General features: G+C 71.0%; 24 protein-coding genes. 15 read left to right on the forward strand and 9 right to left on the reverse strand.

Features of this window, described 5'->3' with window-relative positions:
• Positions 1-60: 60 nt before the first annotated feature.
• Positions 61-936, forward strand: a complete 876-nt coding sequence (locus DSM26151_RS01210) for an NAD-dependent epimerase/dehydratase family protein (protein ID WP_234660614.1) — start codon at positions 61-63, stop codon at positions 934-936.
• 27 nt (positions 937-963) lie between these two features.
• Here the strand turns inward: DSM26151_RS01210 and DSM26151_RS01215 are convergent, their stop codons facing one another.
• Positions 964-1,704: a FadR/GntR family transcriptional regulator gene (locus tag DSM26151_RS01215; RefSeq protein WP_234660615.1), complete on the reverse strand. Its 741-nt coding sequence runs from the start codon at positions 1,702-1,704 to the stop codon at positions 964-966.
• A gap of 143 nt (positions 1,705-1,847) precedes the next feature.
• Between DSM26151_RS01215 and DSM26151_RS01220 the strand changes: the two genes are divergently transcribed.
• The 5 genes from DSM26151_RS01220 to DSM26151_RS01240 are packed head-to-tail and all read left to right on the forward strand — an operon-like array spanning position 1,848 to position 6,511.
• Positions 1,848-3,599, forward strand: a complete 1,752-nt coding sequence (locus DSM26151_RS01220; protein ID WP_234660616.1) for a dihydroxyacetone kinase family protein — start codon at positions 1,848-1,850, stop codon at positions 3,597-3,599.
• Entirely contained in the window at positions 3,596-4,066 is a 471-nt protein-coding gene (locus DSM26151_RS01225) for a ribose-5-phosphate isomerase (RefSeq protein ID WP_234660617.1), read from the forward strand. Before DSM26151_RS01220 ends, DSM26151_RS01225 begins: the two co-directional genes overlap by 4 nt.
• Positions 4,066-4,845, forward strand: coding sequence for a triose-phosphate isomerase family protein (locus tag DSM26151_RS01230; protein WP_234660618.1), 780 nt, complete (start codon positions 4,066-4,068; stop codon positions 4,843-4,845). The genes DSM26151_RS01225 and DSM26151_RS01230 overlap by 1 nt, the downstream gene beginning before the upstream one ends.
• Positions 4,842-5,636 carry a sugar phosphate isomerase/epimerase family protein gene (locus tag DSM26151_RS01235; protein ID WP_234660619.1) on the forward strand — a complete coding sequence of 265 codons (795 nt, stop codon included), beginning with the start codon at positions 4,842-4,844 and terminating at the stop codon, positions 5,634-5,636. Before DSM26151_RS01230 ends, DSM26151_RS01235 begins: the two co-directional genes overlap by 4 nt.
• A complete protein-coding gene (locus DSM26151_RS01240) occupies positions 5,633-6,511 on the forward strand; it encodes a phosphogluconate dehydrogenase C-terminal domain-containing protein (protein ID WP_234660620.1) in 879 nt (292 codons plus the stop codon). The genes DSM26151_RS01235 and DSM26151_RS01240 overlap by 4 nt, the downstream gene beginning before the upstream one ends.
• Positions 6,512-6,559: 48 nt before the next feature.
• On the opposite strand, the gene DSM26151_RS01245 is transcribed toward DSM26151_RS01240, so the two are convergent.
• Together DSM26151_RS01245 and DSM26151_RS01250 are read right to left on the reverse strand one after the other, a co-directional pair.
• Complete coding sequence (locus DSM26151_RS01245; protein WP_234660621.1) at positions 6,560-8,029, reverse strand: MFS transporter; 1,470 nt, start codon at positions 8,027-8,029, stop codon at positions 6,560-6,562.
• Between the two features lie 5 nt (positions 8,030-8,034).
• The gene (locus tag DSM26151_RS01250) at positions 8,035-8,490 is read right to left on the reverse strand and encodes a MarR family winged helix-turn-helix transcriptional regulator (protein ID WP_234660622.1); all 456 of its coding nucleotides are present in this window, start codon (positions 8,488-8,490) and stop codon (positions 8,035-8,037) included.
• Positions 8,491-8,577: 87 nt separating this feature from the next.
• On the opposite strand from DSM26151_RS01250, the gene DSM26151_RS01255 reads away from it, so the two are divergent.
• The gene (locus DSM26151_RS01255) at positions 8,578-9,426 is read left to right on the forward strand and encodes an alpha/beta fold hydrolase (protein ID WP_234660623.1); all 849 of its coding nucleotides are present in this window, start codon (positions 8,578-8,580) and stop codon (positions 9,424-9,426) included.
• 33 nt (positions 9,427-9,459) lie between these two features.
• Here the strand turns inward: DSM26151_RS01255 and DSM26151_RS01260 are convergent, their stop codons facing one another.
• Positions 9,460-10,122, reverse strand: coding sequence for a histidine phosphatase family protein (locus DSM26151_RS01260; RefSeq protein ID WP_234660624.1), 663 nt, complete (start codon positions 10,120-10,122; stop codon positions 9,460-9,462).
• A 156-nt stretch (positions 10,123-10,278) separates the two neighbouring features.
• Here DSM26151_RS01260 and DSM26151_RS01265 point away from each other — a divergent pair, with 156 nt between their 5' ends.
• The 4 genes from DSM26151_RS01265 (at position 10,279) to DSM26151_RS01280 (ending at position 13,991) form a co-directional block, all read left to right on the forward strand.
• A complete protein-coding gene (locus DSM26151_RS01265) occupies positions 10,279-11,514 on the forward strand; it encodes a glycoside hydrolase family 6 protein (protein ID WP_234660625.1) in 1,236 nt (411 codons plus the stop codon).
• A gap of 96 nt (positions 11,515-11,610) precedes the next feature.
• A complete protein-coding gene (locus DSM26151_RS01270; RefSeq protein ID WP_234660626.1) occupies positions 11,611-12,660 on the forward strand; it encodes a lipoate--protein ligase family protein in 1,050 nt (349 codons plus the stop codon).
• 77 nt (positions 12,661-12,737) lie between these two features.
• On the forward strand, positions 12,738-13,058 hold the full coding sequence (locus tag DSM26151_RS01275) for a hypothetical protein (protein ID WP_234660627.1): 321 nt from the start codon (positions 12,738-12,740) through the stop codon (positions 13,056-13,058).
• 36 nt (positions 13,059-13,094) lie between these two features.
• A complete protein-coding gene (locus DSM26151_RS01280; protein WP_234660628.1) occupies positions 13,095-13,991 on the forward strand; it encodes a DNA-methyltransferase in 897 nt (298 codons plus the stop codon).
• Positions 13,992-14,024: 33 nt separating this feature from the next.
• Here DSM26151_RS01280 and DSM26151_RS01285 read toward each other — a convergent pair whose 3' ends face one another.
• The 5 genes from DSM26151_RS01285 to DSM26151_RS01305 form a co-directional block, all read right to left on the reverse strand.
• Entirely contained in the window at positions 14,025-15,050 is a 1,026-nt protein-coding gene (locus tag DSM26151_RS01285; RefSeq protein ID WP_234660629.1) for a LacI family DNA-binding transcriptional regulator, read from the reverse strand.
• A gap of 57 nt (positions 15,051-15,107) precedes the next feature.
• Entirely contained in the window at positions 15,108-16,583 is a 1,476-nt protein-coding gene (locus DSM26151_RS01290) for a GH1 family beta-glucosidase (RefSeq protein WP_234660630.1), read from the reverse strand.
• Positions 16,580-17,497 carry a carbohydrate ABC transporter permease gene (locus DSM26151_RS01295; RefSeq protein ID WP_234660631.1) on the reverse strand — a complete coding sequence of 306 codons (918 nt, stop codon included), beginning with the start codon at positions 17,495-17,497 and terminating at the stop codon, positions 16,580-16,582. Before DSM26151_RS01295 ends, DSM26151_RS01290 begins: the two co-directional genes overlap by 4 nt.
• Entirely contained in the window at positions 17,494-18,519 is a 1,026-nt protein-coding gene (locus DSM26151_RS01300; protein ID WP_407651002.1) for a carbohydrate ABC transporter permease, read from the reverse strand. The genes DSM26151_RS01295 and DSM26151_RS01300 overlap by 4 nt, the downstream gene beginning before the upstream one ends.
• Before the next feature lie 84 nt (positions 18,520-18,603).
• Positions 18,604-19,869, reverse strand: a complete 1,266-nt coding sequence (locus DSM26151_RS01305) for an ABC transporter substrate-binding protein (RefSeq protein WP_234660632.1) — start codon at positions 19,867-19,869, stop codon at positions 18,604-18,606.
• Positions 19,870-20,113: 244 nt separating this feature from the next.
• Between DSM26151_RS01305 and DSM26151_RS01310 the strand changes: the two genes are divergently transcribed.
• From DSM26151_RS01310 to DSM26151_RS01325, 4 genes are all read left to right on the forward strand, one after another.
• On the forward strand, positions 20,114-20,890 hold the full coding sequence (locus DSM26151_RS01310) for an amidase domain-containing protein (protein ID WP_234660633.1): 777 nt from the start codon (positions 20,114-20,116) through the stop codon (positions 20,888-20,890).
• Positions 20,890-21,690, forward strand: a complete 801-nt coding sequence (locus DSM26151_RS01315) for a M15 family metallopeptidase (protein WP_234660634.1) — start codon at positions 20,890-20,892, stop codon at positions 21,688-21,690. Before DSM26151_RS01310 ends, DSM26151_RS01315 begins: the two co-directional genes overlap by 1 nt.
• A 1-nt stretch (position 21,691) precedes the next feature.
• Positions 21,692-22,975, forward strand: a complete 1,284-nt coding sequence (locus tag DSM26151_RS01320; RefSeq protein WP_234660635.1) for an MFS transporter — start codon at positions 21,692-21,694, stop codon at positions 22,973-22,975.
• Between the two features lie 100 nt (positions 22,976-23,075).
• A complete protein-coding gene (locus DSM26151_RS01325) occupies positions 23,076-24,488 on the forward strand; it encodes an amidase domain-containing protein (RefSeq protein WP_234660636.1) in 1,413 nt (470 codons plus the stop codon).
• Positions 24,489-24,493: the final 5 nt, after the last annotated feature.

Below are 24,493 nucleotides of genomic sequence, written 5' to 3' on the forward strand. Positions count from 1 at the left end.
GTCAACCGGTTCTGGGATATCGTAGCGTGGGGGCACAGCCCGACGAAGGGAACCACCACCATGCGCATCGCTGTCACTGGAAGCTCGGGCAAGCTCGGCCGGGCCACCGTCGCCCGGCTCATCGACGACGGGCACGAGGTCACCGGCTTCGACCTGCACGGAACCCCCGGCCCCGGATTCACCCGCGTCGACCTGAACGACTACGGCCAGACGCTCGACAGCCTGCTGGGCGTGACTGCCCGTCACGCGGGGCTCGACGCCATCGTGCACCTGGCCGCAATCCCGGTCAACGGCCTGGTTCCGGATGCCACGACCTTCACCACGAACATCACGGCGAGCTTCAATGTGGTCCATGCCGCGGCCCGCGCCGGCATCCGCACGATCGTGACGGCGTCGAGCATCACAGCCATGGGCTTCCCGTTCGACACGCCGCCTGCGGCGCTGCCGGTCGACGAGACGCTGACCGAGGCGAACAACACCTACGGCCTCGGCAAGGTCGCCGAGGAGGCGATGTGGGGCCAGCTCGCCCGGTGGATGCCGGGCCTGTCGATCACCTCGTTGCGGTTCACGAACGTGGTCGCACCGGGGGAGTACGGCGCGTTCGAGCGGGCGGAGGACCCGGACTACCGCCGGGACCTGCTGTTCAGTTATGTCGACTCGCGCGACGGCGCGGCTTCGGTCGCGCTCGCCCTGGCCGCTGCGGAGCCGGGGTTCGAGGTGTACGACATCGCCGCGTCCGATACCGGCAGTGCGGTGCCCTCGGCCGAGCTGTGCGCGCACCACTTCCCGGGCGTGCCCGTGCGCGAGGGGCTCGGCGAGTTCGAGACGCTCGTGTCGGTCGACAAGGCGCGCGACCGGCTCGGCTTCGTGGCGCGGCACCTCTGGCGTGAGGAGTACGCGGCGCAGCGCGCGGCCGAGGGTGGCGCGACGCGCTGACGCCTCGCCGATCCGCGCGGTCGAGGCTCAGGCGTCGGCCGTGCGGGACAGTCGCTCCGACGCGGTGCTCATGTGCGAGGCCATGGCGGACGCCGCTGCGTCGGGGTCGTGCGCTCGAAGCGCGTCGAACACGGCCTCGTGCTCGGTCAGCGCCGTCCGCGCGTCGTCGGCGCCGTGGACGGCGCGGTCGACCCACACCCGGAGCAGCGACTGGACGACCTGCAGCAGCCCGACGAGGGTCGAGTTGCCGGCGATCGACGCGAGTTCGTGGTGCCACGCCAGGTCGGCCTTGACGAACGCGCGCAGGTCGTCGTCGACGTTCGCACGCATGCGGTTCAGGTGCCGTTCGAGGACCTCGACCCGGTCGTCGGTGATCCGGGCGGCGGCGAGCCGGGCGACGTAGATCTCGAGTCCTGAGCGGAGCTCGAGCAGTTCGGCGGTGCTGCGTTCGCCGATGAGGATGCCCCAGCTGAGCGTCTGGGGGAGCATCTCGCTCGCGGTGCCGCGCAGGTAGGTCCCGGACCCGGGGCGCACGTCGACGATGCCGAGGATCTCGAGCGCGGCGAGGGCTTCGCGTACGGCCGACCGGCCGACCTCGAGGCTCGCCGCGAGCTGCCGTTCGGGGGGCAGGCGGGTGCCCGGTGCGATGGAGCCGCTCGTGAAGAGGTCGAGCAGTCGGGTGGCGACGACCGAGACGGCCGAGCCCGAGGGGAGCGTGCCGAGGGCGGCGGCGATCTCGGCGGAATTGTCGTCTCTGAACACGGGCATGGGATCAACCTAACAACCGGATGGCGGGAGGGCGTGCGTCCCCAGTTTGCGCTCCGAGCTTGCAAGTGGTCAACCGGTTTGACACTATGGAGGTGAGTTGACCGCTGCCGGGGGCCACCCCGGCCCGATCTGGGGGGAGCCGGATGACACGTCTCCACAATCGACCCGAGGACTTCGCGGACGAGATGATCGACGGCTTCGTCGCGGCCAACGCGCGCTCCGTCCGCCGCGTCCCCGGCGGCGTCGTGCGATCCACCCGCGTCCCCGACGGGCAGGTCGCGGTCGTCATCGGCGGCGGCTCCGGCCACTACCCGGCGTTCGGCGGACTCGTCGGCCAGGGCCTCGCGCACGGCGCGGCCATGGGCAACCTGTTCGCATCCCCATCGACGCAGCAGGTGCGTTCGGTCGCCCACGCGGCCGATCAGGGCGGCGGCGTGTTGTTCAGCTACGGCAACTACGCCGGCGACGTGTTGAACTTCGACGCCGCGCAGGAGCAGCTTCGCGCCGCCGGAATCCCCGTCGAGACCGTGACGGTCACCGACGACATCTCGAGCGCGCCCCCCGCCGAGAAACACAAGCGGCGCGGCATCGCCGGTGACCTCACGGTCTTCAAGTCGGCCGCTGCCGCAGCCGAGGCCGGGTACGACCTGCCCCAGGTCGCCCGCGTCGCCCGGTTGGCGAACGAGCGCACCCGCTCCTTCGGTGTCGCGTTCACCGGCTGTACCCTCCCTGGAGCCGAGGCCCCGCTGTTCACCGTCCCCGTGGGTCGGATGGCGGTCGGCCTCGGCATCCACGGCGAGCCGGGCATCGACGAGACCGACGTGCCCACGGCCGACGGACTCGCCGAACTCCTCGTCACCAGCCTGCTCGCCGAACTCCCCGACGGCCTCCGGCAGGCCGACGGAGCGCGCGTCGTCCCGATCCTCAACGGACTCGGCGCGCTCAAGTACGAGGAGCTCTTCGTCGTCTACCGCCGCATCGCGCAGCTGCTCGAAGCCGCGGGAGTGGAGATCGTCGACCCCCACGTCGGCGAGTACTGCACGAGCTTCGACATGGCCGGCGGATCGCTGACCCTGTTCTGGCTCGACGACGAACTCGAGCGGCTGTGGCACGCTCCCGCCGACACCCCGGCCTACCGCCGTGGGTCGGTCGCCGCGGCCGAGCGGGTCGAGATCGACGAGGCGACGGATGACGCGGGCAGCGCCATCCGCCCCGGAACCCCCGAATCCCGGGAAGCCGCCGCCCGCGCCCTGGCCGCCCTCGAGGCCACGGTCGCGGTCGTCGACGCGCACGTCGACGAGCTCGGCCGGATGGACGCGATCGCCGGCGACGGCGACCACGGCATCGGCATGCAGCGCGGATCAGACGCGGCCCTCGAGGCCGCCCGCGCCGCCGCCGAGGCCGGTGCCGGCGCGGCCACCCTGCTCGACCGGGCAGGCGACGCCTGGTCGGATCGCGCCGGCGGCACCTCCGGCGCGCTCTGGGGCGTGGCGCTCCGCGCGATCGGCGGCGCGCTCGGCGACGAGGCGGCCCCCACCGCCCGCGCCGTCGCGGCGGGCGTCGCCGCGGCGCGCGACGGCATCCGGGCGTACGGCAAGGCGCAGGTCGGTGACAAGACCATGGTCGACGCCCTGGTCCCCTTCGCGGAAACCCTCGACCGCGACGTGGACGCCGACCGCGGCCTCGCCGACGCCTGGGTCGCCGCTGCGGCCGCGGCATCCGCTGCCGCAGCGGCCACCGCCGACCTGCTGCCCCGCATGGGCCGGGCCCGCCCCCACGCCGAGAAGAGCCTCGGCACGCCCGACCCCGGCGCCCACTCGTTCGCGCTCATCGTCACCGCGGTGGGCGAGGTCCTCACTGGCGACGCCGGCCCGTTTAAGGAGAACGCACGATGACCGACCAGCTCCGCATCGTCGTCGGCAGCGACGACGCCGGCCACGACTACAAGGAGATCCTCAAACGCGATCTCGAGCAGCACGCCGGCGTGGCATCCGTCGTCGATGTCGGGGTCGACGCCGACGGGCACACGCCGTACCCGAAGGTCGCCGTCGCCGCTGCCGAACTCGTCGCCGCCGGCGAGGCCGACCGCGCCCTGCTCATCTGCGGAACCGGGCTCGGCGTCGCGATCGCCGCGAACAAGGTGCCCGGCATCCGCGCCGCGACCGCGCACGATAGTTTCTCCGTCGAGCGCAGCGTGCTCTCCAACGACGCCCAGGTGCTCACGATGGGCCAGCGCGTCGTCGGCATCGAGCTCGCCCGCCGCCTCGTGCGCGAATGGCTCGGCTACCGGTTCGACCCGACCTCGGCGTCCGCCGAGAAGGTCGCCGTCATCGGACAGTACGAGACCACGGGGTCCTGCTGATGAGCCCGCGTGTGTCGGTCGGGGTGAGCCTGAAGATGTACTTCGGGCACGCCGACGCGCGCCGCTGGTTCGAGCACGTCGCCGCGTCGGCGGCCGCGCACCCCGCCGTCGTCGACGGCCGCGTCGAGTGCTTCGTGATCCCCACCTACCTGCAGGTGCTGCCCGCGCTCGCCGCGTTCGAGGGCACCCCGGTCGTCGTCGGCGCGCAGGACGTGGCGACCGAGGACTCCGGCGCGTACACGGGCGAGGTCTCGGCGGCCGAACTCGCCGAGGTCGGCGTCGGCCTGGCCGAGATCGGCCACGCCGAGCGCCGGCGCCTGTTCGGCGAGACCGACGAGGTCGTCGCGGCGAAGGCCGCCGCGGCGCTGCGCAACGGCATCGCCCCCGTGCTCTGCATCGGCGAGTCCGAGCGAGCGGATGCCGCGTCCGCCGCCGCAGACACGATCGCGCAACTCCGCTCGGCGCTCGCCGACGCACCGGCCGGACGGGTGCTCGTCGCGTACGAACCGGTCTGGGCCATCGGCGCCCCGGAGCCCGCGCCGGCCTCGCACATCGCGGAGGTGTCTCGCGCGCTCCGTACCGAGATCGACGCGCTGCCCGGGCGCGAGGGCAGCCTCGTGATCTACGGCGGTTCGGCCGGCCCTGGCCAGCTCACGCGGCTCGACGGTTCGGTCGACGGGCTGTTCCTCGGCAGGTTCGCCCACGACCCCGCCGCCCTCGCCGACGTGCTCGACGAGGCGGCGCTGCTCGCCGACCGGCGAGCGGAGGCGGCCGCATGATCGGCCTCGGCACCTACGCGTTCTTCTGGGAGCACTCCGACCGGGTCGAGACGCCGCTCAGCCTCATCGGCGCGTTCGAACGCACCCGCGAGCTCGACGTCGACCTGTTCCAGGTCTGCGACTACGCGCCGTTGCTGTCCATGTCGGATGCCGAACTCCGTGCGGCCGCGCTCTCCGCGCGCCGGCTCGGTTTGACGATCGAGCTCGGCACGAAGGGTGTCGCACCCGAGCACCTGCGGACGTTCCTGCGACTGGCCGACGTGTTCGACGCCGGGCTCGTGCGGAGCATGCTCTACGCGCCCGGCTTCCGGCCGAGCCTCGACGAGGCGGCGAGCCTGCTCGGCGAGGTCATGCCCGACTTCGAGGCCGCGGGCGTGACCCTCGCGCTCGAGACCTACGAGCAGGTCCCGACATCCGCTCTCGTCGAACTCATCGACGGCATCGGAAGCGACCGGCTCGGCATCTGCCTCGACCCCGCGAACGTGGTCGCCGCACTCGAGACCCCGAAGGCCGCCGTCGAACGCTGCGCAGAACTCACCCGCAACATCCATGCCAAGGACTTCGCGTTCGCCCGGCAGGAGGGCTGGGTCGGTTTCACCTACTCGGGTGCCCCGATGGGGGAGGGCCTGCACAACTACCCGCACCTGCTCGAGACCGTACGCCCCGCAGAACGGGGCATCAACGAGGTCGTCGAGCACTGGCTGCCCTGGCAGGGCGACGCCGAGACCACCATCCGAACCGAACGCGAGTGGACGACCACCGCACTGCACCACCTGAGGAGCACACGATGAGCATCACCGGAATCGCCGCACCGGCGGACACCTATACGATCGCCGTCATCGGCGCGGGCGGCAAGATGGGCATGCGCGTCTCGAACAACCTCGTGAAGACGGCGCACACCGTCTTGTACAGCGAGAACTCGCCCGCCGGTCAGGAGGGCGTGCGCGAGGCCGGCCGCGAGCTGACCGAGACCCCGGAAGCCGTGCGCGACGCCGACATCGTCGTGCTCGCCGTGCCCGACCTCGCGCTGGGCCCGGTGACCGCCGACATCGTGCCGCTGCTGAAGTCCGGTGCGATCGTGCTGACGCTCGACCCGGCGGCAGCCTACGCGGGCCTGCTCGCCACTCGCGAGGACGTCATCCAGGCCGTCGCACACCCGTGCCACCCGTCGATCTTCCTGCAGCGCACCACCCCCGAGGAGTACGCGGACACGTTCGGCGGCATCGCCGCCCCGCAGGACGCGATCGCCGCGATCGAGTCCGACGACCCCGCCAAGGCTGCGATCGTCGAGGCGACCGTGCGCGCGATCTACGCGCCCGTCATCGACGTGCACTGGGTCACGGTCAAGCAGCTCGCGCAGCTCGAGCCGACGCTCGTCGAGACGATCGCGTGCATGGTCGGCGCCCTGCTCAAGGAGGCGCTCGACGAGGCCGTGAACACCATGGGCGTGCCCGAGCCGGCCGCCCGATCGATCCTGCTCGGACACACGCAGGTCGCGCTCGCGAACGGCCTGCGCGGCGATAACCCGTTCAGCGATGCGTGCCTGATCGCCATGGACTACGGCAAGGAAGCGATCATCAAGGACGACTGGAAGAAGGTCTTCCGCGACGACGAGCTCGACGCCAACCTGGCCCGCATGCTTCACCTCGACAAGATCGAGCGCTGAGCCGCGGCCCGCGGGTCCTCCGCGGGTCGGATCAACCCAGGGGCTCGATCAGGCGGATGCCGCGGGCGGCCCGGTTCGCGCAGGGCGCTGCGTGCGCGGGGTGGGGCCGGGGCGTGGTGGCATGGTCCGGCGGGCGACATCCGCTGCGGGTGCCGGGGCACCGTCGCTCGCGCCACGTCTCGTCGGGTCGTCGACCAGCGGCACGTCGGCCTGCGCGGGCACGTCGATCGGCCGCGTGATGGGGACCGCGATGGACGCGGTCGGTGCTTCGGCGTAGGCGAGCGCGTAGCGCGGCATCCGCCCGCCGACCGGGTGCCGCACGACCCGCATGCCGCGCGCCACGATGAGCCAGCCCAGCCCGACGAGCGCGGCGAGGCCCGCGGCGACGGCCGCGAGGCCGAGCGCCCAGCGCGGCCCCCACGCGTTCGCCACGGCGCCGACGAGCGGCGCGCCGACGGGCGTGCCGCCCGAGAGGATCGCCATGTACAGCGCCATCACGCGCCCGCGCAGCAGCGGGTCGGTCGTGGTCTGCACGTACCCGTTCGCGGTCGTGAGCAGGGTCACGGCGCCGAATCCGATGAGGACGGTGGATGCCGCGAACAGCCAGTAGCCCGGCATGATCGCCGAGATCGCGGTGGCGGCGCCGAACAGGGCGGCGGCGATGATGATGACGCGCATGCGTGCGCGGTCGCGGCGGGCCGCCATGAGTGCGCCGGTGAGGGATCCGATCGCGAGGATCGAGTTGAGCATGCCGTACTCGCCCGCGCCGCGGCCGAACTCGACGGCCATGGTCGAGGAGAAGATCGGGAAGTTCATGCCGAACGCGCCGATGAGGAAGACGATCACGAACACGACGACGAGGTCGGGGCGCCCGGCGACGTACCGGAAGCCCGCGATGAACGCGCCGCGTTCACGGGGCGCGCGCGCGGTGCGGCGGAGCGAGGAGCCGCGGAGCTTCGCGAGCGCGGCGAGCACCGCGATGAACGTGATCGCGTTGATGACGAATACCCAGCCCGTGCCGACGAGCACGATGAGCACGCCCGCGAGCGCGGGGCCGATCAGCCGGGCCGCGTTGAACGAGGCCGAGTTCAGCGCGACCGCGTTCGACATGTTCGACGATGAGACGAGGTCGGCGACGAACGTCTGCCGGGCGGGGATGTCGACCGCGTTGACGATGCCGAGCAGGCCCGCGAAGACGTAGAGGTGCCAGAGCTCGGCGTGCCCGAACAGCAGCAGGAGTCCGAGGGCGAGGCCGAGCAGCATGAGTGCCGACTGCGTGAACATGAGCACCTTGCGGCGTTCGAAGTGGTCGGCGATGAGACCGGTCACGGGCACGAGCAGCAGCTGGGGGGCGAACTGGAGGGCCATCGTGATGCCGACCGCGAACGCGTCGTTGTCGGTGAGCTCGGTGAGCACGACCCAGCTCTGCGCGGTCGCCTGCATCCATGCGCCGATGTTCGACACGAGTGCGCCGACGAACCAGATGCGGTAGTCGACGGATGCAAGGGAACGGAACATGGATCTCACTGGTCGGTGAGCCTCCTCAGGATCTCGGTCGCCTCGGCGAGCGTGTCGCGTTCGGCGGGGGTGAGTGCGGTGAAGCGCTTGGCGAGCCAGGCGTCGCGCCGGCGACGGGTCTCGCGCACGATCTCGTGACCGGTGTCGGTCGCGTGCAGCAGCACCTTCCGGCCGTCGTCGGGCGAGCTCTCGCGCACGAGGAGCCCGGAGTCGACGAGGCAGTTGACGGTGCGGTTCATGGACGGCGGGGTGACGCGCTCGAGCTCGGCGAGCCGGCCCGGGGTCAGCGGGCCGTCGATCGCGGTCCAGGCGAGGGCCGCGTACTGGGTCGCGCTGAGTTCGGTCTCGGCGCGCTCCTGGCGGATGCGTCGGGCGAGCCGCATCACGGCCATGCGGAGCTCGGTGCTCTGCTCCGCCAGGCTCGCCCTGCGGGCGCGGGTGGTGGTCGTCGGCTCGGGCATGACCGTTAGCATAACAAATTAGTCAGGCTAAGTAATTCCACAGCAGGGCGGTGCGCATTCGGATGCCGCGCCTGCCATGATGACCCCATGCCGACCTTCACCGACCCGCAGGGCGTGCACATCCACTACGAGTCGTGGCGGGTGCCCGATCCGGTCGCCGTCGTCCAGCTCGTGCACGGCGTCGGCGAGCACATCGGCCGCTACGGCAGGCTCGTCGAGTCTCTGAACTCCGCGGGCTACTCGGTCTGGGCCGACGACCATCGGGGGCACGGGCAGACCGGGTTCGAGCAGCACGGGGGCGACCTCGATCGGATGGGGAAGCTCGGCCGCGGCGGGTTGCGTGCCGCGATCCACGACGTGCACCTGTTCACGGGGGTCATCCGCGAGACCGAGGGCGACGAGGTGCCGCTCGTGCTCCTCGGGCACTCGTGGGGCTCGCTGATGTCGCAGATCCTGCTCGAGCGGCATCCGCACGACTGGGATGCGGTCGTGCTCACCGGAACGGCGTACCGGACGCCGATCCACATGAACTCGGGCGACCTGAACCGGCGCCACCGGCATCTCGGCACGACGGGGCTCGAATGGCTCTCGCGCGACCCGGCGGTCGCCGAGGCGTTCGTCGCCGATCCGTACACGACCGCGGTTCCGCTGCAGCAGCTCTTCGGGCTCATCGAGGCGGCGCGCCTGCTCGGTCGCCCGGGCCGGAACCTCCCCGAGGAGCTCCCGCTGCTCATCATGGTCGGCTCCGACGACTCGCTCGGCGGGGAGCGGAGCGCGCTCAAGCTCGCGAACGCGTACACGCACCGGTCCGGCCTGGCCGATGTGACCCTCGTCGTGTACGACGGCGCCCGCCACGAGATCTTCAACGAGACGAACCAGGAGGAGGTCCGCGGCGACCTGATCCGCTGGCTCGACGAGCGGTTCGCCGTCGACTGAGCACGGCGCCGGGCGTTGAGAGCGGATGCCGCCTCAGCGCGTTGCGGGAAGGTTGAAGCCGAGCAGCCGCGCCTGCATGCGCCCGCCGAGCCGCTCGAATCTCACCTGGGTGAGCGCGCAGTTCTCGACGGCCGGGAACACGTCTCGGTAGTGGTCGGGCTCGATGCCGAGCCAGTGGCACAGCAGCAGCCGCATGAGCGTGCCGTGCATGACGACGAGCACGCGGTGCCCGGCCCGGGACTCCGGTGAGCCGCCGACCGTCTCGTCGCCGAAGCCGAATTCGCGGACGAGGTCGAGCAGCGCGGGCGCCGCACGTGCGACTCCGTCGACGCCGGCTTCGCCGCCGGGCAGCGGTTGACGCGCGGGGTGCCGCTGGAATGCGGCCCACTCGGCCGGCATCTGTTCGGCGAGTTCGTTCGGGCCGAGTCCTTCGCCCGATCCGAAGTCGATCTCGGACAGGCGCGAGTCGGTGCGCAGTGACAGGCCTGCAGCGCTGGCGGCGGGCTCCGCGGTGTGCCTCGCGCGCACGAGTGTCGACGAGACGATCGCCGAGAGGCCCGCGTCGGCGGCCCACCGGGCGAGGCCTTCGGCCTGCTCGAGGCCGAACGGCGTGAGCGCGATGTCGGAGGAACCGGCGTATCGGTGTTCGCGGTGCCAGACGGTCTCGCCGTGTCGCGCGAGGAAGAGCGTGGTCATCGAGGCATCCCCCTTCGGCCGGCATGACGGCCGGCCTCTGTCGCCGAGCCTACGCGCACGCGTCACGCCATCGGCGTTCCCTCTTGACATGAGTGGGCAGGCACGGCACGCTGTGAGCGTGAGAGCGCTCTCACAAATGAATCCGAGGAGGAACCGATGACGTTTCCGCACCATCGACGGGCGACCGCGGCCGGGACGGCCGCCGCGTTCGTGGCCATGGCCCTTGCCGGCGCGCCCGCGTTCGCCGCCGACGAGGTGCTCCCGCCCGGGTCGGAACTCTGGACCAACCCGGCGAGCACGACCCTCGAGGCCGCAGCCGCCCTCGAGGGCGACGCCCGCGCCGACGCGCTGCTGCTCGGCTCGTTCCCGAGCGCCACGTGGATCAACGGCGGCACGCCGAACGAGGCCAAGCGCGACGTCAAGCGCGTCGTCTCGGCCGCCCACGCGGCTGACGAGGTGCCGGTGCTCGTCGCATACAACATCCCGTTCCGCGACTGCGCGCAGTACTCCGCCGGCGGGGCGACCACGCCTGCCGAGTACACGGCGTGGATCGACGGCTTCGCGAAGGGCATCGGCAACAAGGACGCCGTCGTGATCCTCGAGCCCGACGGGCTCGGCATCATCCCCTGGTACACGACGATCAACGGCCAGCTCGAGTGGTGCCAGCCGGACGAGGCCGATGCCGCGACGGCGGCCGACGAACGGTTCGCGATGCTGAACCACGCGGTGGACGCCTTCGCTGCGCTGCCGAACACCGCCGTCTACCTCGACGGCACGCACTCGGCGTGGCTCGGGGTCGGCGACGTCGCCGACCGGCTCATCACGGCGGGCGTCGAGCGCGCCGACGGCTTCTTCCTCAACGTGTCGAACTACGAGACGACCGAGCGCCAGCAGAAGTACGGCACCTGGATCTCGGACTGCATCAACCTCGACCTGAACTCGTGGTGGCAACGGGAGTGGTGCGGGAGCCAGTACTACCCGGCGAACCCGTCCGACTTCTCCACGTGGGAGCTGACGGATGCCGCCTACGACCAGGCCTACGCCGACACCGGGCTCCAGCGCGATCCCGACGCGCAGGCGCACTTCGTGATCGACACCAGCCGCAACGGCGTCGGACCGTGGACGCCGACCGCCGTCCACCCGGACCCGCAGGTCTGGTGCAACCCGCCCGACCGCGGCCTCGGCCTGCGCCCGACGGCCGACACGGGCGACCCGCTCATCGACGCCTACCTCTGGGTCAAGGTGCCCGGCGAGTCGGACGGCGAGTGCCTGCGCGGCACCGCCGGCCCCGAGGACCCGGAGCGCGGCATCGTCGACCCGGCCGCCGGGCAGTGGTTCGTCGAGATGGCCGACGAGCTCATCGCGAACGCGGTGCCACCGGTCTCCCCGTAGCCCCTCGCTCGGGCGGGAGCCGGCGCACCCCCGGAATGCCGGCGCCGGTTCCCGCCCGCCGGATGCACGATCCCGCGGCATCCGTAGGCTGGGTGCATGCACGGTGAGTACAAGGTTCCCGGCGGCAAGCTCGTGGTCGTCGACTTCGACGTGGTCGACGGCGCGATCCGGAACGCGCGCGTCGCGGGTGACTTCTTCCTCGAACCCGACGAGGCGCTGGAGGACCTGAACCGGGCGCTCGACGGGCTGCCCGCTGCATCCGACGCCAAGCAGGTCGCCGCGGCCATCACGAAGGGGCTGCGCCCCGACGCCGTCATGCTCGGGTTCTCGGCCGAGGCGATCGCGGTCGCCGTGCGCCGGGCGATGACGGATGCCACGACCTGGTCGGACTACGAGTGGGAGATCGTGCACGACCCGGCCGTGCCGCCGCGCGTGCACCTCGCGCTCGACGAGGTGCTCGCGACGCGCGTCGGCGAGGGCCGCCGCAAGCCCACGTTGCGCATCTGGGAGTGGGACGAGTCGGCCGTCGTCATCGGCTCGTTCCAGTCGGTGAAGAACGAGGTCGACCCCGACGGCGCCGCCCGCTACGGCTTCGACGTCGTGCGCCGCATCTCGGGCGGCGGCGCGATGATGATGGAGAAGGGCAACGTCGTCACCTACTCGCTCTACGTGCCGGCCGAGCTCGTGCAGGGCATGAGCTTCGCCGACTCGTACGCGTTCCTCGACGACTGGGTGCTGCAGGGGCTGCGCTCACTCGGCATCGACGCGACCTACCAGCCGCTCAACGACATCGCGAGCCCGGCCGGCAAGATCGGCGGCGCCGCGCAGAAGCGCCTCGGCTCGGGCAGCGTGCTGCACCACGTGACGATGGCGTACGACCTCGACAACGAGAAGATGCTCGAGGTGCTGCGCATCGGGCGCGAGAAGATCAGCGACAAGGGCATCGCGTCGGCGGCCAAGCGCGTCGACCCGCTGCGCTCGCAGACCGGGTTGGCCCGTGCCGAGGTCATCGAGCGGCTCAAGGAGACGTTCGCCGCGCTGTACGGTGCGACGCCCGGGGCGGTCACGGCCGACGAGCTCGCCGAGGCCGAGGCGCTCGTCGCCTCGAAGTTCGCGACCGAGGACTGGCTGCAGCGGGTGCCCTGAGCGGTGCGGGCCGGGTCGAGCGGATGCCGCGCCCGCGCGTTCGAGGAAGGCTCAGGCGCGCCCGATAGAATCGCCCGATGGACTGGTGGATCTGGCTCGGCATCGCCGTGCTCGTCGCTGCGCTCGGCTGGGTCGCCGTGCGACGCGGCTGGATCGACCTGTCCGACAAGACCAAGAAGGGTCGGCCGTCCGGCGCCGGCCTCATGATGATCGGCGACGAGGTCTTCGCGCCGCGCAAGTACGAGGCGCAGCTCGAGGTCGACCGCCAGGCGCGGCTGCCCGTTCCGGCCCCGGTGCCTGGCGACGGAGACAAGGGCATCGCGTTCGCCGCGGCCGATGCCGACGACGACGATCCCGACCGCTTCCGCGGCCGGATCCGCCTCGACGTCGAGCGCTGAGGCCGAGCGCGCCGCGGCCGCTGGCAGACTTGAGCGGTGCCTGCCGACGAGCCCGACCGCGTCATCCACGCCGACAACCTCGACGTGTTGCGCTCGTTCCCCGACGGCCGGTTCACGCTCGTCTACCTCGACCCGCCCTTCAACACGGGGAGGGCGCAGGCCCGGCGCTCGCATCGCCACGTGCGACAGGGTCGAACGGATGCCGGCGACGCCGAGGCATCCGCTCACGCTGAAGGGCCCACGCGCTCGACGGTGACCGGCTTCGCCGGGCAGCGGTACGAGCGCATCCGCGGCGACCTCATGCGATACGACGACCGGTTCGACGACTACTGGGGCTTCCTCGAGCCGCGGCTGGCCGAGGCCTGGCGGGTGCTCGCCGACGACGGCACGCTGTACCTGCACCTCGACTACCGCGAGGCGCACTACGCCAAGGTGCTGCTCGACGCGCTGTTCGGCCGCGAGTGCTTCCTCAACGAGCTCATCTGGGCGTACGACTACGGGGCGAAGTCGAAGCGCCGGTGGCCGACGAAGCACGACACGATCCTCGTCTACGTGAAGGATCCCGAGGCGTACTTCTTCGACTCGGACGCGGTCGACCGCGAGCCGTACATGGCGCCCGGCCTGGTCACGCCCGAGAAGGCCGCGCGCGGCAAGCTGCCGACGGACGTCTGGTGGCACACGATCGTGTCGCCGACCGGGCGCGAGAAGACGGGGTATCCGACGCAGAAGCCCGAGGGCGTGCTGCGGCGCATCGTGCAGGCCTCCAGCAGGCCGGGCGACTGGGTGCTCGACGCCTTCGCCGGATCCGGCACGACGGGGGCGGTCGCGCGGGAGCTCGGCCGCCGCTTCGTGCTCGTCGACGAGCACCCGGACGCGATCGAGGTCATGCGTCGCCGGTTCGCGGATGCCGCGGGCATCCGCTTCGAGCCCTGACGCGCCGCCGGAGATCGCACTCCAACGGACCGGCTACGCCGACTGCCGTCGCACCAGGCGGGTCCGCATGATGTTGCGGTGGGGCACGGGCTCACCCGCGAGCAGGCGGACGAGCAGGTCGGCCATGAGGAACCCCATCTCCTCCGACGGCTGATAGACCGTGGTGAGCGGGATCGCGGACGACGTGGCCGCGGGGCTGTCGTCGAAGCCGACCACGGCGACGTCGTCGGGCACGCGCCGGCCACGTTCGCGGAGCACCGCGAGCGTGCCGGTCGCCATCAGGTCGCTCGCGACGAAGACCGCGTCGAGGTCCGGCACGCGGTCGAGCAGACGCCGGGTCGCTGCGATCGCGCCGGCGACGGAGAAGTCTGCCTCCTCGACCGCGTCGGCGGGCAGACCCGCGGTCTCCATCGACTGGCGGAACCCCGCGAGGCGGTCGACCGCGGCGGGCATGTCGAGCGGTCCGGTGATGGTGCCGATGCGCTTGCGGCCGATCGCGAGCAGGCGCTCCGCCGCGGTCATCCCGCCCTCGAGGTTGTCGACATCGACGAAGACGACGGATTCGTCGACGTTCGGCGGCCGACCGCCGAACACCATGGGAATCTCGCGGGCCGCATCGCGCAACGAACGGTCGCCCTCGTGATGGGAGACGATGAGCGCGCCGTCGACCACGCCCGACTTGAGGTACCGCATGGTCTTCCGGCTCGGATCGCTCGTCGGGACGAGCAGGTTGAGCAGGTACTCGCTGTCGTCGAGGCGGCGCGCGATGCCCTGCACGATCGCCGAGAAGTACGGGTCGCCGAAGAACCGGGTGGTGTCTTCGGGGATGACGAGCGCGATCGCGCCCGACGTGCGGCTCGCGAGCGAGCGCGCGGCACGGTTCGGGACGTAGTTGAGCTTCGCGATCGCCGCGTTCACGGCGCGCGCGACCTCCGGCGACACCTTCGGCGAGCCGTTCACGACGCGACTGACCGTTGCGCGCGACACGTTCGCCTCGCGTGCGACCATCTCGAGGGTCGGCGCAGACGAGCGCGCCCCGGAACCGATTGCCGCCTGCATACTGGTCAGTCTATTTCCGGCAGTCATGGGTCGTCGGTCCGGGGGCGCGCTCGTCGCTCAGTGATCGGATGTCGCGGGCAGGCACCGGTCGCGGATGACCTGCTGGTACGCCAGGCCGCTGTCCTTGAGCGTGCGCTGCTGGGTCTCGTAGTCGACGCGGACGAGTCCGAAGCGCTTCTCGTAGCCCCATGCCCACTCGAAGTTGTCGAGGATCGACCAGTAGAAGTAGCCGTGGACGGGCGTGCCCTCCTCGATCGCGTCGAGGATCGCGTCGAGGTGGGCGAGGAGGAACTCGGTGCGATCCGAGTCGTGCACCGCGCCATCCGCCGTCACCTCGTCGTCGTATGCCGCGCCGTTCTCGGTGACGAACATCCGTACGCCGGCGGGGCCGGTGTACTCGCGGTGCACTCGCCCGAGGAGTTCCCGCAGCCCGTCGGGCTGGACCTCCCACCCCATCGCGGTCTGCGGCAGGCCCTGCGAGTGGAAATGGACGTGGTCGGCCGCCGGGAACGGCGAGCGGATCGGCCGATCGGTGGGTGCATGTCCCCCGAGCGGATGGGTCGCGGGCTGATCGCTGACCGATTCACCGTGGTAGTAGTTCACGCCCAGCGCGTTGATCGGTGTCGAGATGATCTCGAGATCGCCGGGCTGGATCGCATCGCGCAGGCCGAGGTGGCCGACATCCGCCAGCAGGTCGCCGGCGTAGTGGCCGCGGAAGATCGGGTCGAGGAAGACCCGGTTGAATTGACCGTCGATGCGGCGGGCCGCGTCGACGTCGCCGGGGCGCGACGGGTCGACGGGCTTCGCGACCGTGAGGTTCAGCGTGATGCCGAGCTCGAGCGACTCGTCGCGCTCGCGGAGCGCCTGCACGGCGAGCCCATGGCCGAGCATGAGGTGGTGCGCGGCGCGGAGGCCGGCCCCGACGTCCTGCCGACCCGGTGCATGCGCGCCGCCGGTGTAGCTGAGGAACGACGAGCACCAGGGCTCGTTGAGCGTCGTCCACACCTTCACGCGGTCGCCGAGCGCGTCGTGCATCGTCAGCGCATAGTCGCGGAACCGGAACGCGGTGTCGCGGTTCGTCCAGCCGCCCTGCTCCTCGTGGGCCTGCGGCAGGTCCCAGTGGTAGAGCGTGAGCCACGGCAGGATCCCGGCGTCGAGCAGTTCGTCGACGAGTCGCGAGTAGAAGTCGACGCCCTTCAGATTGACCGGGCCGCCGTCGGGGTGCACGCGCGCCCACGACGTCGAGAACCGGTAGGTGTCGAGCCCGAGTTCTCGCATGAGCGCGACGTCGTCGCGATAGCGGTGGTAGTGGTCGCACGCGACATCCCCGTTGTCGGCGTTGATGACGGCGCCGGGCACGCGGCTGAAGGCGTCCCAGATCGAGTCGGCGCGGCCGTCCTCGTGAGCGGCGCCCTCGATCTGGTACGCGGCGGCGGCGGCGCCGAGGAGGAAGCCATCGGGGAAGCGGCGGGCATCCGCCGCCTTGGCCGCGGGTTCTGTCGTATTGGCGGTGATGGGCTGGATGGTAGTCATCCCTTGACGGCTCCTTGCATGATTCCTGAGACGAGCTGCTTGCCGGCGACGACGAACAGCAGGAGGAGGGGAATGGTCGACAGAAGTACGCCCGCGAGCACGATCGAGTAGTCCACGAAGTGGTTGGACTGCAGGAGCGAGAGCGCGACGGGCAGGGTGGGGTCCCGGCGGTCGAGCACGATGAACGGCCAGAAGAAGTTGTTCCAGGCCGTGACGAACGTGAAGAGACCCAGCATCGCGGCGGCCGGGCGGGCGGCGACGACGCCGACGGTCCAGAAGGTCCGGATCATCGACGCGCCGTCGACCCGGGCGGCCTCGATGAGCTCGTCGGGAACCGCCTGGCGCAGATACTGCGTCATCCAGAACACGCCGAACGCGCTCGTGATCGCCGGGATGATGATCGCGCCGATCTGTCCCGTCCAGCCGAAGTCGGAGAACAGGATGTAGAGCGGCACGACGCCGAGCTGCGTCGGTACGGCCATTGTCGCGACGACGAAGACGAGCAGCGCCTTCGACCCCGGGAACTTCAGCTTCGAGAACGCCCAACCGGCGAGGGTCGAGGTGACGACGACGGCGGCCGCGATGAGTGCCGAGCTGTAGGTGGAGTTCCACAGGGCCGGCCAGAAGTTCACCGCCGGGTCGTTCACGACGGTGGTCGCGTTGGCGAGGAAGTTGCCCGCCGGCCACCATGAGAAGTCGGGGTCGTTGATGGTGGTCGAGTCGCCCGAGCCGATCAGGAACGACCAGTAGAAGGGGAACAGCGAACCGATCAGGACGACGCCGAGACCCGCGTATACCCAGAACCCCGCGCGGCGGCCCTTGATGCGCGTCGTCCGGTTGCGCCGCCGCTGCGGGGTGTCCGGAATGCTCGATTCGACGATGGTCAGTGGGGCGGGCGAGTTGAGGGAGCTCATGCGCGCACTCCCTTCTTCTTGCGACGGCCGTTGCGTGCGCCCTCGTCCCTGACGAGCGAGCGCGTCACCGCGAGGTTGATGAGGCCGATGACGAGGATGATCAGGAACAGGATCCAGGCGAGCGCCGCCGCCCGGCCGAAGTTCCACTCGCCCCAGCCGATGTTGTAGAGGAAGAGCGTGATCGTCAGCCATTGCTGAGCGGGACCGCCCTCACCCGTGTTGTCGAACATCCGGGGCTCGTCGAAGATCTGCAGGCCGCCGATCGTGGAGGTGATGATCACGAAGATGAGCGTCGCCTTGAGCGAGGGGAGCGTGATGCTCAGGAACTGGCGGAACGCGCCTGCGCCGTCCACGGTCGCGGCTTCGTAGTAGTCGCGCGGGATCGCCTGCATTGCGGCGAGCAGGATCAGCGTGTTGTACCCGGTCCAGCGGAAGTTCACCATCGTCGCGATCGCGACATGGCTCCAGAACGGGTCCTTGTGCCAGGGCACTGCCGGGAGTCCGAGGTCGGTGAGGATGCCGTTCACGAGACCATGGACATCTCCGAACATGTTGCTGAAGATCAGCGCGACCGCGACCGGCGCCATGACGAACGGCACGAGGACGCTCATGCGCCAGAACGTCCTGGCCCGGATGTTGCGGTCGAGCATCGCGGCGATGAAGATCGCGACGATGAGCTGCGGCACGCTCGAGAGCAGGAAGATGCTGAACGTGTTCCGCAGCGCCGTCCAGAACTGCGGGTTCTGCAGGATCCAGGCGTACTGATCGAATCCGATGAACTCGCCGGAGTTGCGGACGAGGTCCCAGTCCATCAGCGAGATGACGGCTGTGTACGCGATGGGGAAGAGACCCACGATCGCGAACATGATGAAGAACGGGGAGATGTAGAGGTACGGCGAGACCTTCAGGTCCCACCGGCTGAGGTTCTGGCGGAACGAGAGCACCCGAACGCGTCGGGCGGGCGGTTCTGCCTGGTCGGTCTGGGGCGCCGACTCCGTCGGGCGCGTCTGCGTCGAGGTCACGATGACTCCGGTTCGGGAGGAGGCGGTTGAGGGTGGGTGGGTGTGCGGGCCGGGGGAGGCCGGTCCGCACACCCGTGTCCCGGCCTAGAAGGCCTCGACCTCGGCGACCCAGGTGTTCCACGAGGACTGCTGGTCCTCGGCACCGTCGAACACGCGGGTGACGGCGTTCTGGAGCGCGTCGTGGTACTTGAAGTAGTCGGCGTCCTTGTAGGGGGCGACCGTCACGGCGGCGGCGCGGTCGGAGAGGATCTCACCGGTCGGCGCGTCGTTGAAGTACTCGTTGGTCGCGCTCGCGAGCTCATCGCTCTCGAGGGCCTCGAGCTGGCTCGGGAACGTGCCGGCGTTGGCGAAGGCCTTCATCTGCGTCTCGGGACTGGTGAGCCAGTCCGCCAGCTCGAGGGCGGCCTCGACGTTCTCCCCGTCGGCCGGGACGGTCAGGTACGAGCCGCCCCAGTTGCCGCCGCCGTTCGGGAACACGTCGGCGATGTCCCAGCCGGTGACGTCTGCCGCGTTGCCCGAGATGACACCGAGCATCCAGCCCGGGCAGAGCATGGTGGCGAACTCGCCGTTGGCCATCGAGGCGAACCAGTCGTCCGACCACTGGCCCGGGTATGCCGAATTCGGGATGGCGCGCTCCGTGACGAGCTTGTACGCGTTCTCGATCTCGGGGTTGGTCGTGGCGATCACGTTGCCGTCGGGCTCCGCGTACGTGAACTCGATCTGGTTCACGATGCCCTGGAGCACCGAGTTGGCCGAGTCGATCATGGGCTTGCCGGTGGCCTCGCGGTACTGGTCCGCCACGTCGAGGAAGTGCTCCCAGTCGCCGTCGAAGAGCTCGGCGACGCTCTCGCGGTCGCTTGGCAGGCCGGCGGCCTCGAACAGGTCGGCGCGGTAGCAGATGCCCTGCGGGCCGATGTCGGTGCCGAAGCCGATGAGGCGGCCGTCTCCGTCGGTCGCAGCAGCTTCCTTCCAGTCGAGCCAGCGGCCCTTGACGCTGTCCGGCGCTTCGGCGAGCAGGTCGGAGTACTGCATGGCCTCGGCGAACCAGTCGATCTCGACCGCCTCGATGTCGGCGAGGCCACCCTTGCCGAGCTTCTGGAAGTAGTTCGCGCGGGCGTCGCCCGACTCGGCGGCGCGGTTGTGGACGATGGTGACGTTCGGGTGCTCGTCCATGTACTCCTGGAGCAGCTCGTCGGTGTAGCCGAAGTCGTTGAACGTGGCGACGGTCAGCTCGACCGGGCCACTGTCCTCGGAGGCGGTGTCGTCGCCAGCGGCGCAGCCGGTGGCGATGAGGGCGAACGATGCGGCGCCTGCGAGGGCTGCGATCGCCTTGGTGCGTCGTGAAAGCATCACGGTCACTCCTTCGTGTGCGTGGTGTAATGGTGCGCCATCTGGCCGCGAGACGTTCTCTCGAACATCGTGAGAGCGCTCTCAGCCTACAGGCGGAGACGCTACCCGCGCACGTCGGGGCTGTCAAGAGAGCGCTCTCACATTTCCGGCGCCCGTGCGCCGCTCGGGCGAGGCGCGGTGGATCCACCGCCGGCATGCAGCCTGCTCCCGGCATCCTCGGAGCCGCCGCGCCTAGCGTGCTGGAGTGCCCCGTTCCGTAGCAGTGTCCCGTCGCGTCGCCGCGCTCCTGGCCGGCCTCGCCGCCTCCGGTGCGCTCTGCCTGACGGGCTGCGCCGGCGTGCCACCGCTTCCGCCCCAGGTCTCGTCGGCCGACGCGGGCAGCTCCAGCCTCCGCCCCGCGGGCGGCGACGACGCGACCGGTGCCGGGAAGTGGTCCGGAGCCGACGAACCCGGTGCGGTCGAACCCCGGGAGGACTCGGATGCCGAGGCGACCGATCGCGGTTCCGACCCGACCCCCGAGCTCGTCGCCGATCAGACCGACGATGCCGCCGTATTGGCGCAACTCGACTACGTCCTCGCATACTGGTCGGACTACAACGTCGAGGAGTGGGGCGTGCTGGACGGAACGGATTGCGTCAACTTCGCCAGTCAGGCGCTGGTCGCGCGCGGATGGCAGCAGACCGACGAGTGGTACCACGGCGGCGACCCCTACTCCTCGAGCGCGGCCTGGCGCAGCTCGACGGCGATGCACGACTGGCTCGCAGCCCACCCCGAGCTCGCGACGCCGCTCGATGACCGCGACCGCGACCGCGTGCAGCTCGGCGACATCGTCCAGTTCGACTGGGACCGCTCGGGCGACCGCGACCACACCGGCATCGTCACCCGCATCGAGCGCAACGGCGATGAGGTGCGCATCGCGTTCGCCGGGCACACGAAGGACAGCGACTTCCGCGACGTCGACGTCGCGATCACCGAGGAGCACCCCGGCGCAGCGGTCTACTACTGGCGGCTCGCCGACTGATGGCGACCAGGCCGGGACCCTCTCCACGCGTACGCCGGAACCGCCTGATCGCAGGCCTCGTCGTCGCGATGCTCGTCGTCGTCGCGTCGGCCTGGGTGATCGCGGCGCTGGCCCCATCGGCCGGTTCCGCGAGCCCGTCCCCCTCGCCGTCGGCGACGCCCACCGCGACGCCGCGCCCGGCACCCACGGCCACGGCGACTCCGACGCCCGTCGACACGTTCGACAAGGCGGCGCACTCGATCGACGACCCGGACAGCATCTGGGTCGTCGTCGACAAGCTCCGACCCCTGAACCCGGCCGACTACGAGCCCTCCGACCTCGTCGTCGTACCGGTCGCGCACACGTGGGAGCCGCTCATGCGCGCCGAGGCGGCCGATGCGATCGTCCGGATGTTCCAGGCGGCCGCCGACGAGGCGGGGCTCTCGCTGGCGTCGAACAGCGCCTACCGGTCCTACGGTTCGCAGGAGCGCATCTACGACGGTGACGACACGCTCACGGCCCGTCCCGGATTCAGCGAGCACCAGACGGGCCTCACGATGGACATCGGCGCGGAGTCGGGGTACTGCTCCCTCGACGTGTGCCTCGCCGACACCGCAGAGGGGCAGTGGCTGCGCGACAACGCCCACCGGTTCGGGTTCCTGCTGCGGTACCCGGCGGATAAGGTCGACGTGACCGGGTACCAGTTCGAACCGTGGCACTTCCGCTACATCGGCACGGAACTCGCGCTCGAGATGCGCGAGAAGGGCATCACGACGCTCGAGGAGTTCTTCGGTCTTCCGCCGGCTCCGAACTACGAGTGAGATGACCTCCGAGACCTCAGAACACTTCCAGCGGATGCCGCATCGTGCGCCGTTGCGCGAGCGGCGCGGTCTCCAGCTCTCGCTCCTGATCGTCAACCAGCTCCTTGCCGGGATCGGCGTGGCGACCGGCCTGGCGCTCGCCTCGATCCTCGTGGCGGACCTCACGGGGGTGCCGGCGCTCGGCGGACTCGCGCAGTCGGCGAGCGTCCTCGGCGCCGCGGTGTCGGCGATCCCGCTCGCCCGGCTCGCGGTGCGCTCGGGCCGTCACGTCGCGCTCGCGGCGGGGTACGCCTCCTCCGCGGTGGGCGCGGTCCTGATCGTCGTCGCGGCGGCGAGCGGCCTCGTGCCGGTCGTCATCCTCGGCCTGGCGGCGTTCGGGGTCGGCAGTGCCGCGGGACTCCAGGCGCGCTTCGCAGCGACCGAGGTCGCCGCGCCGGGCTTCGAGGCACGTTCGATGTCGCTCGTCCTGTGGGCGACGACGATCGGCTCGGTCGCCGGCCCGTTGCTGTCCGAGACGGGCGACGCGTTCGGCCGCTCCGTCGGATTGCCGGCCCTCGTGGGCCCGTTCGTACTTTCGGGCATCGTGTTCGCGACGGCGACGCTCGTCGCGGCGGCCGCGCTGCGGTTGCCGCGCGCTGGGCGGCTCGCGGCGGATGCCACGGGGGCGGGGTCGGCGGAGCGGATCGGGTCGTGGCAGGCGTTCCGTGCTGCGTTCGGAGACCTCCGCGGCCGGCTCGCGATCCTCGCGATCGTGTGCGCGCACACCGTCATGGTCGGCGTCATGGTGATGACGCCCGTGCACATGACCGGGCACGGCGTCACGATCGGACTCGTGGGCCTGGTCATCAGCATCCACATCCTCGGCATGTACGGGGCGAGCCCGCTCATGGGGTGGCTGGCCGATCGGGTCGGGCCCCCGAGGGTCATCGCGCTCGGCGGCGTGATCCTGCTGTCATCGACGGTGATCGGGATGTTCGCGCCCGGCGACTCGATGGTGCTCGTGCCGCTCGCGCTGGGTCTGCTCGGTCTCGGCTGGTCGGCCGCGCTGATCGGCGGTTCGGCCCTGTTGACCTCATCGGTCGACCCGGCGTCGCGCGTGGCGCTGCAGGGGGCGACGGATGCCGCGATGAACGTCGCGGCGGCCGCGTCGGCCGCGCTGTCCGGCGTCGTGCTGGGCGTGGCGGGGTTCGCGGGCGTCAACGTCGTCGCGACGCTCGTGCTGGTGCCGCTCGTGGTCGCCGGACTCGCGGTCCTGCGTGATGCGCGTCGCCGCGTCGCGAGCTGAACCCGCTCCCACGCTCCTCCCAGCGCCCGCGAGGGATCCTCACAACAACGCGTGATGGGCTGTCCGTGTCCCCCTTTCTGCCGACACGGAAATCCCCCTCGTGCCCAAGCTCCCCTTCCTGCCCGGTGCCCGCCGGGCCACCTATCGAGCTCCCGACCCCGAGACCGCGCGGGAGTTCGACCTGAACCTCCGGTCCACGGAGACGGCGACCGTCGAGGACGCCGCCGTCCCGGTCACGGCGAGCCTTGCCGACGACGCCCCGCGTCCGACGGTGAGCCGTTCCACGTTCGCGCCCACGGATCGCCCCGGCCCGGGGCTCGACCAGACGCCCGCAGGCGACGACGCCCCCTCCGGAGGCGACGCGTCCGCGGGAGGCGACGCACCCGCGGCTCTCCCGGATCCCGAACCCGACTTCGCCCCCGACCTCGACGCGATCCGCAACCCGCGGCACCGCGTCGACCGCCGCGGCAATCGGCGCGCCTCGAGCACCGGCAGGCGGAGCCTCGTCGTGGCATCCGCGGCGTTCCTGCTCGGCAGCGCGGTCGCGGCGGGCGTCGCCGTGGGCGACCTCGGAGGTGCGACGGATGCCGAGGCATCCGCCCGCGATGCCGCGCTCGCCGACGCGACGGGGTCCGACGGCGCGGACGACGTGGTCGTCCCGCCCGCCGCCTCCGACGCCCGGCCGGTGGTCACCTCCGAACTCTCCGCCGCCGAGGCTCCGTTCACGGGCGGCACGCTCGTGACGGTGGAGGGCCGCAACCTCGACCACGTCTCCGAGGTGACCGTCGCCGGAAGCCCGGCACAGCTCGTCGAGTCCAGCCCGTCGGCCGTCACGTTCGCCGTCCCCGCGGTCGACGACGCCGTCCGCGGCGACGCCGTGGTCGTCCTCGCGGGCGCCGACGGCTCGGCCGTCGACGTCGAGGTGCCCGTGGCATCCGCCCCCGCCGCGGCGCCCACGTCGGTGCAGGGCATCATCGAGGCATCCGCCCCGACCGAGGCAGACCGGATCGACCGCACGCCGCTCTCGATCACCTACACCGCCGACCCCGGTATCGACGCCCAGGTGGCGTACGTGCTCGCGCACTGGTCGGACTACAACACCGCCGAGTACGCGGTGCTGAGCGGCGTCGACTGCGCCAACTTCGCCAGCCAGTCGCTCATCGCCCGCGGCTGGACGATGGACGCCGCATGGAACTACGACCGCGGCACCGGGCAGATGACGAGCGCGTGGTCGAGCTCGACCGCGCTCCGCGACTACCTCCGCACGCGCACCGACGTCGCGACCGAACTCACCGACGCGCAGCGCGGCGAGGTCAAGGTCGGTGACGTCGCCCAGTTCGACTGGGACGGCTCGGGCGACCGCGACCACACCGCCGTCGTCACGCGCGTCGAGCACACCGACCAGGGCACGAAGGTCTGGGTCGGCGGGCACACCAAGGACGCCGACTACTGGGACGTCGACGTCGCACTCGCGAGCGGCGGCGGCTCGGTGTCGTACTTCTCGCTGAGCTGAGCGCC

Source organism: Agromyces marinus (genome assembly GCF_021442325.1).
In the GTDB taxonomy this organism is placed as follows: Bacteria; Actinomycetota; Actinomycetes; order Actinomycetales; family Microbacteriaceae; genus Agromyces; species Agromyces marinus.

Excerpts from the sequence above, each read along its gene's own strand:
- DSM26151_RS01295 (WP_234660631.1), bottom strand. The coding sequence starts at position 17,497 with ATGAGCTCCCTCAACTCGCCCGCCCCACTGACCATCGTCGAATCGAGC.
- DSM26151_RS01265 (WP_234660625.1), top strand. The coding sequence starts at position 10,279 with ATGACGTTTCCGCACCATCGACGGGCGACCGCGGCCGGGACGGCCGCC.
- DSM26151_RS01240 (WP_234660620.1), top strand. The coding sequence starts at position 5,633 with ATGAGCATCACCGGAATCGCCGCACCGGCGGACACCTATACGATCGCC.
- DSM26151_RS01315 (WP_234660634.1), top strand. The coding sequence starts at position 20,890 with ATGGCGACCAGGCCGGGACCCTCTCCACGCGTACGCCGGAACCGCCTG.
- DSM26151_RS01320 (WP_234660635.1), top strand. The coding sequence starts at position 21,692 with ATGACCTCCGAGACCTCAGAACACTTCCAGCGGATGCCGCATCGTGCG.
- DSM26151_RS01250 (WP_234660622.1), bottom strand. The coding sequence starts at position 8,490 with ATGCCCGAGCCGACGACCACCACCCGCGCCCGCAGGGCGAGCCTGGCG.
- DSM26151_RS01245 (WP_234660621.1), bottom strand. The coding sequence starts at position 8,029 with ATGTTCCGTTCCCTTGCATCCGTCGACTACCGCATCTGGTTCGTCGGC.
- DSM26151_RS01255 (WP_234660623.1), top strand. The coding sequence starts at position 8,578 with ATGCCGACCTTCACCGACCCGCAGGGCGTGCACATCCACTACGAGTCG.
- DSM26151_RS01305 (WP_234660632.1), bottom strand. The coding sequence starts at position 19,869 with ATGCTTTCACGACGCACCAAGGCGATCGCAGCCCTCGCAGGCGCCGCA.
- DSM26151_RS01260 (WP_234660624.1), bottom strand. The coding sequence starts at position 10,122 with ATGACCACGCTCTTCCTCGCGCGACACGGCGAGACCGTCTGGCACCGC.
- DSM26151_RS01210 (WP_234660614.1), top strand. The coding sequence starts at position 61 with ATGCGCATCGCTGTCACTGGAAGCTCGGGCAAGCTCGGCCGGGCCACC.
- DSM26151_RS01290 (WP_234660630.1), bottom strand. The coding sequence starts at position 16,583 with ATGACTACCATCCAGCCCATCACCGCCAATACGACAGAACCCGCGGCC.
- DSM26151_RS01270 (WP_234660626.1), top strand. The coding sequence starts at position 11,611 with ATGCACGGTGAGTACAAGGTTCCCGGCGGCAAGCTCGTGGTCGTCGAC.
- DSM26151_RS01225 (WP_234660617.1), top strand. The coding sequence starts at position 3,596 with ATGACCGACCAGCTCCGCATCGTCGTCGGCAGCGACGACGCCGGCCAC.
- DSM26151_RS01215 (WP_234660615.1), bottom strand. The coding sequence starts at position 1,704 with ATGCCCGTGTTCAGAGACGACAATTCCGCCGAGATCGCCGCCGCCCTC.
- DSM26151_RS01235 (WP_234660619.1), top strand. The coding sequence starts at position 4,842 with ATGATCGGCCTCGGCACCTACGCGTTCTTCTGGGAGCACTCCGACCGG.
- DSM26151_RS01285 (WP_234660629.1), bottom strand. The coding sequence starts at position 15,050 with ATGCAGGCGGCAATCGGTTCCGGGGCGCGCTCGTCTGCGCCGACCCTC.
- DSM26151_RS01220 (WP_234660616.1), top strand. The coding sequence starts at position 1,848 with ATGACACGTCTCCACAATCGACCCGAGGACTTCGCGGACGAGATGATC.
- DSM26151_RS01230 (WP_234660618.1), top strand. The coding sequence starts at position 4,066 with ATGAGCCCGCGTGTGTCGGTCGGGGTGAGCCTGAAGATGTACTTCGGG.
- DSM26151_RS01275 (WP_234660627.1), top strand. The coding sequence starts at position 12,738 with ATGGACTGGTGGATCTGGCTCGGCATCGCCGTGCTCGTCGCTGCGCTC.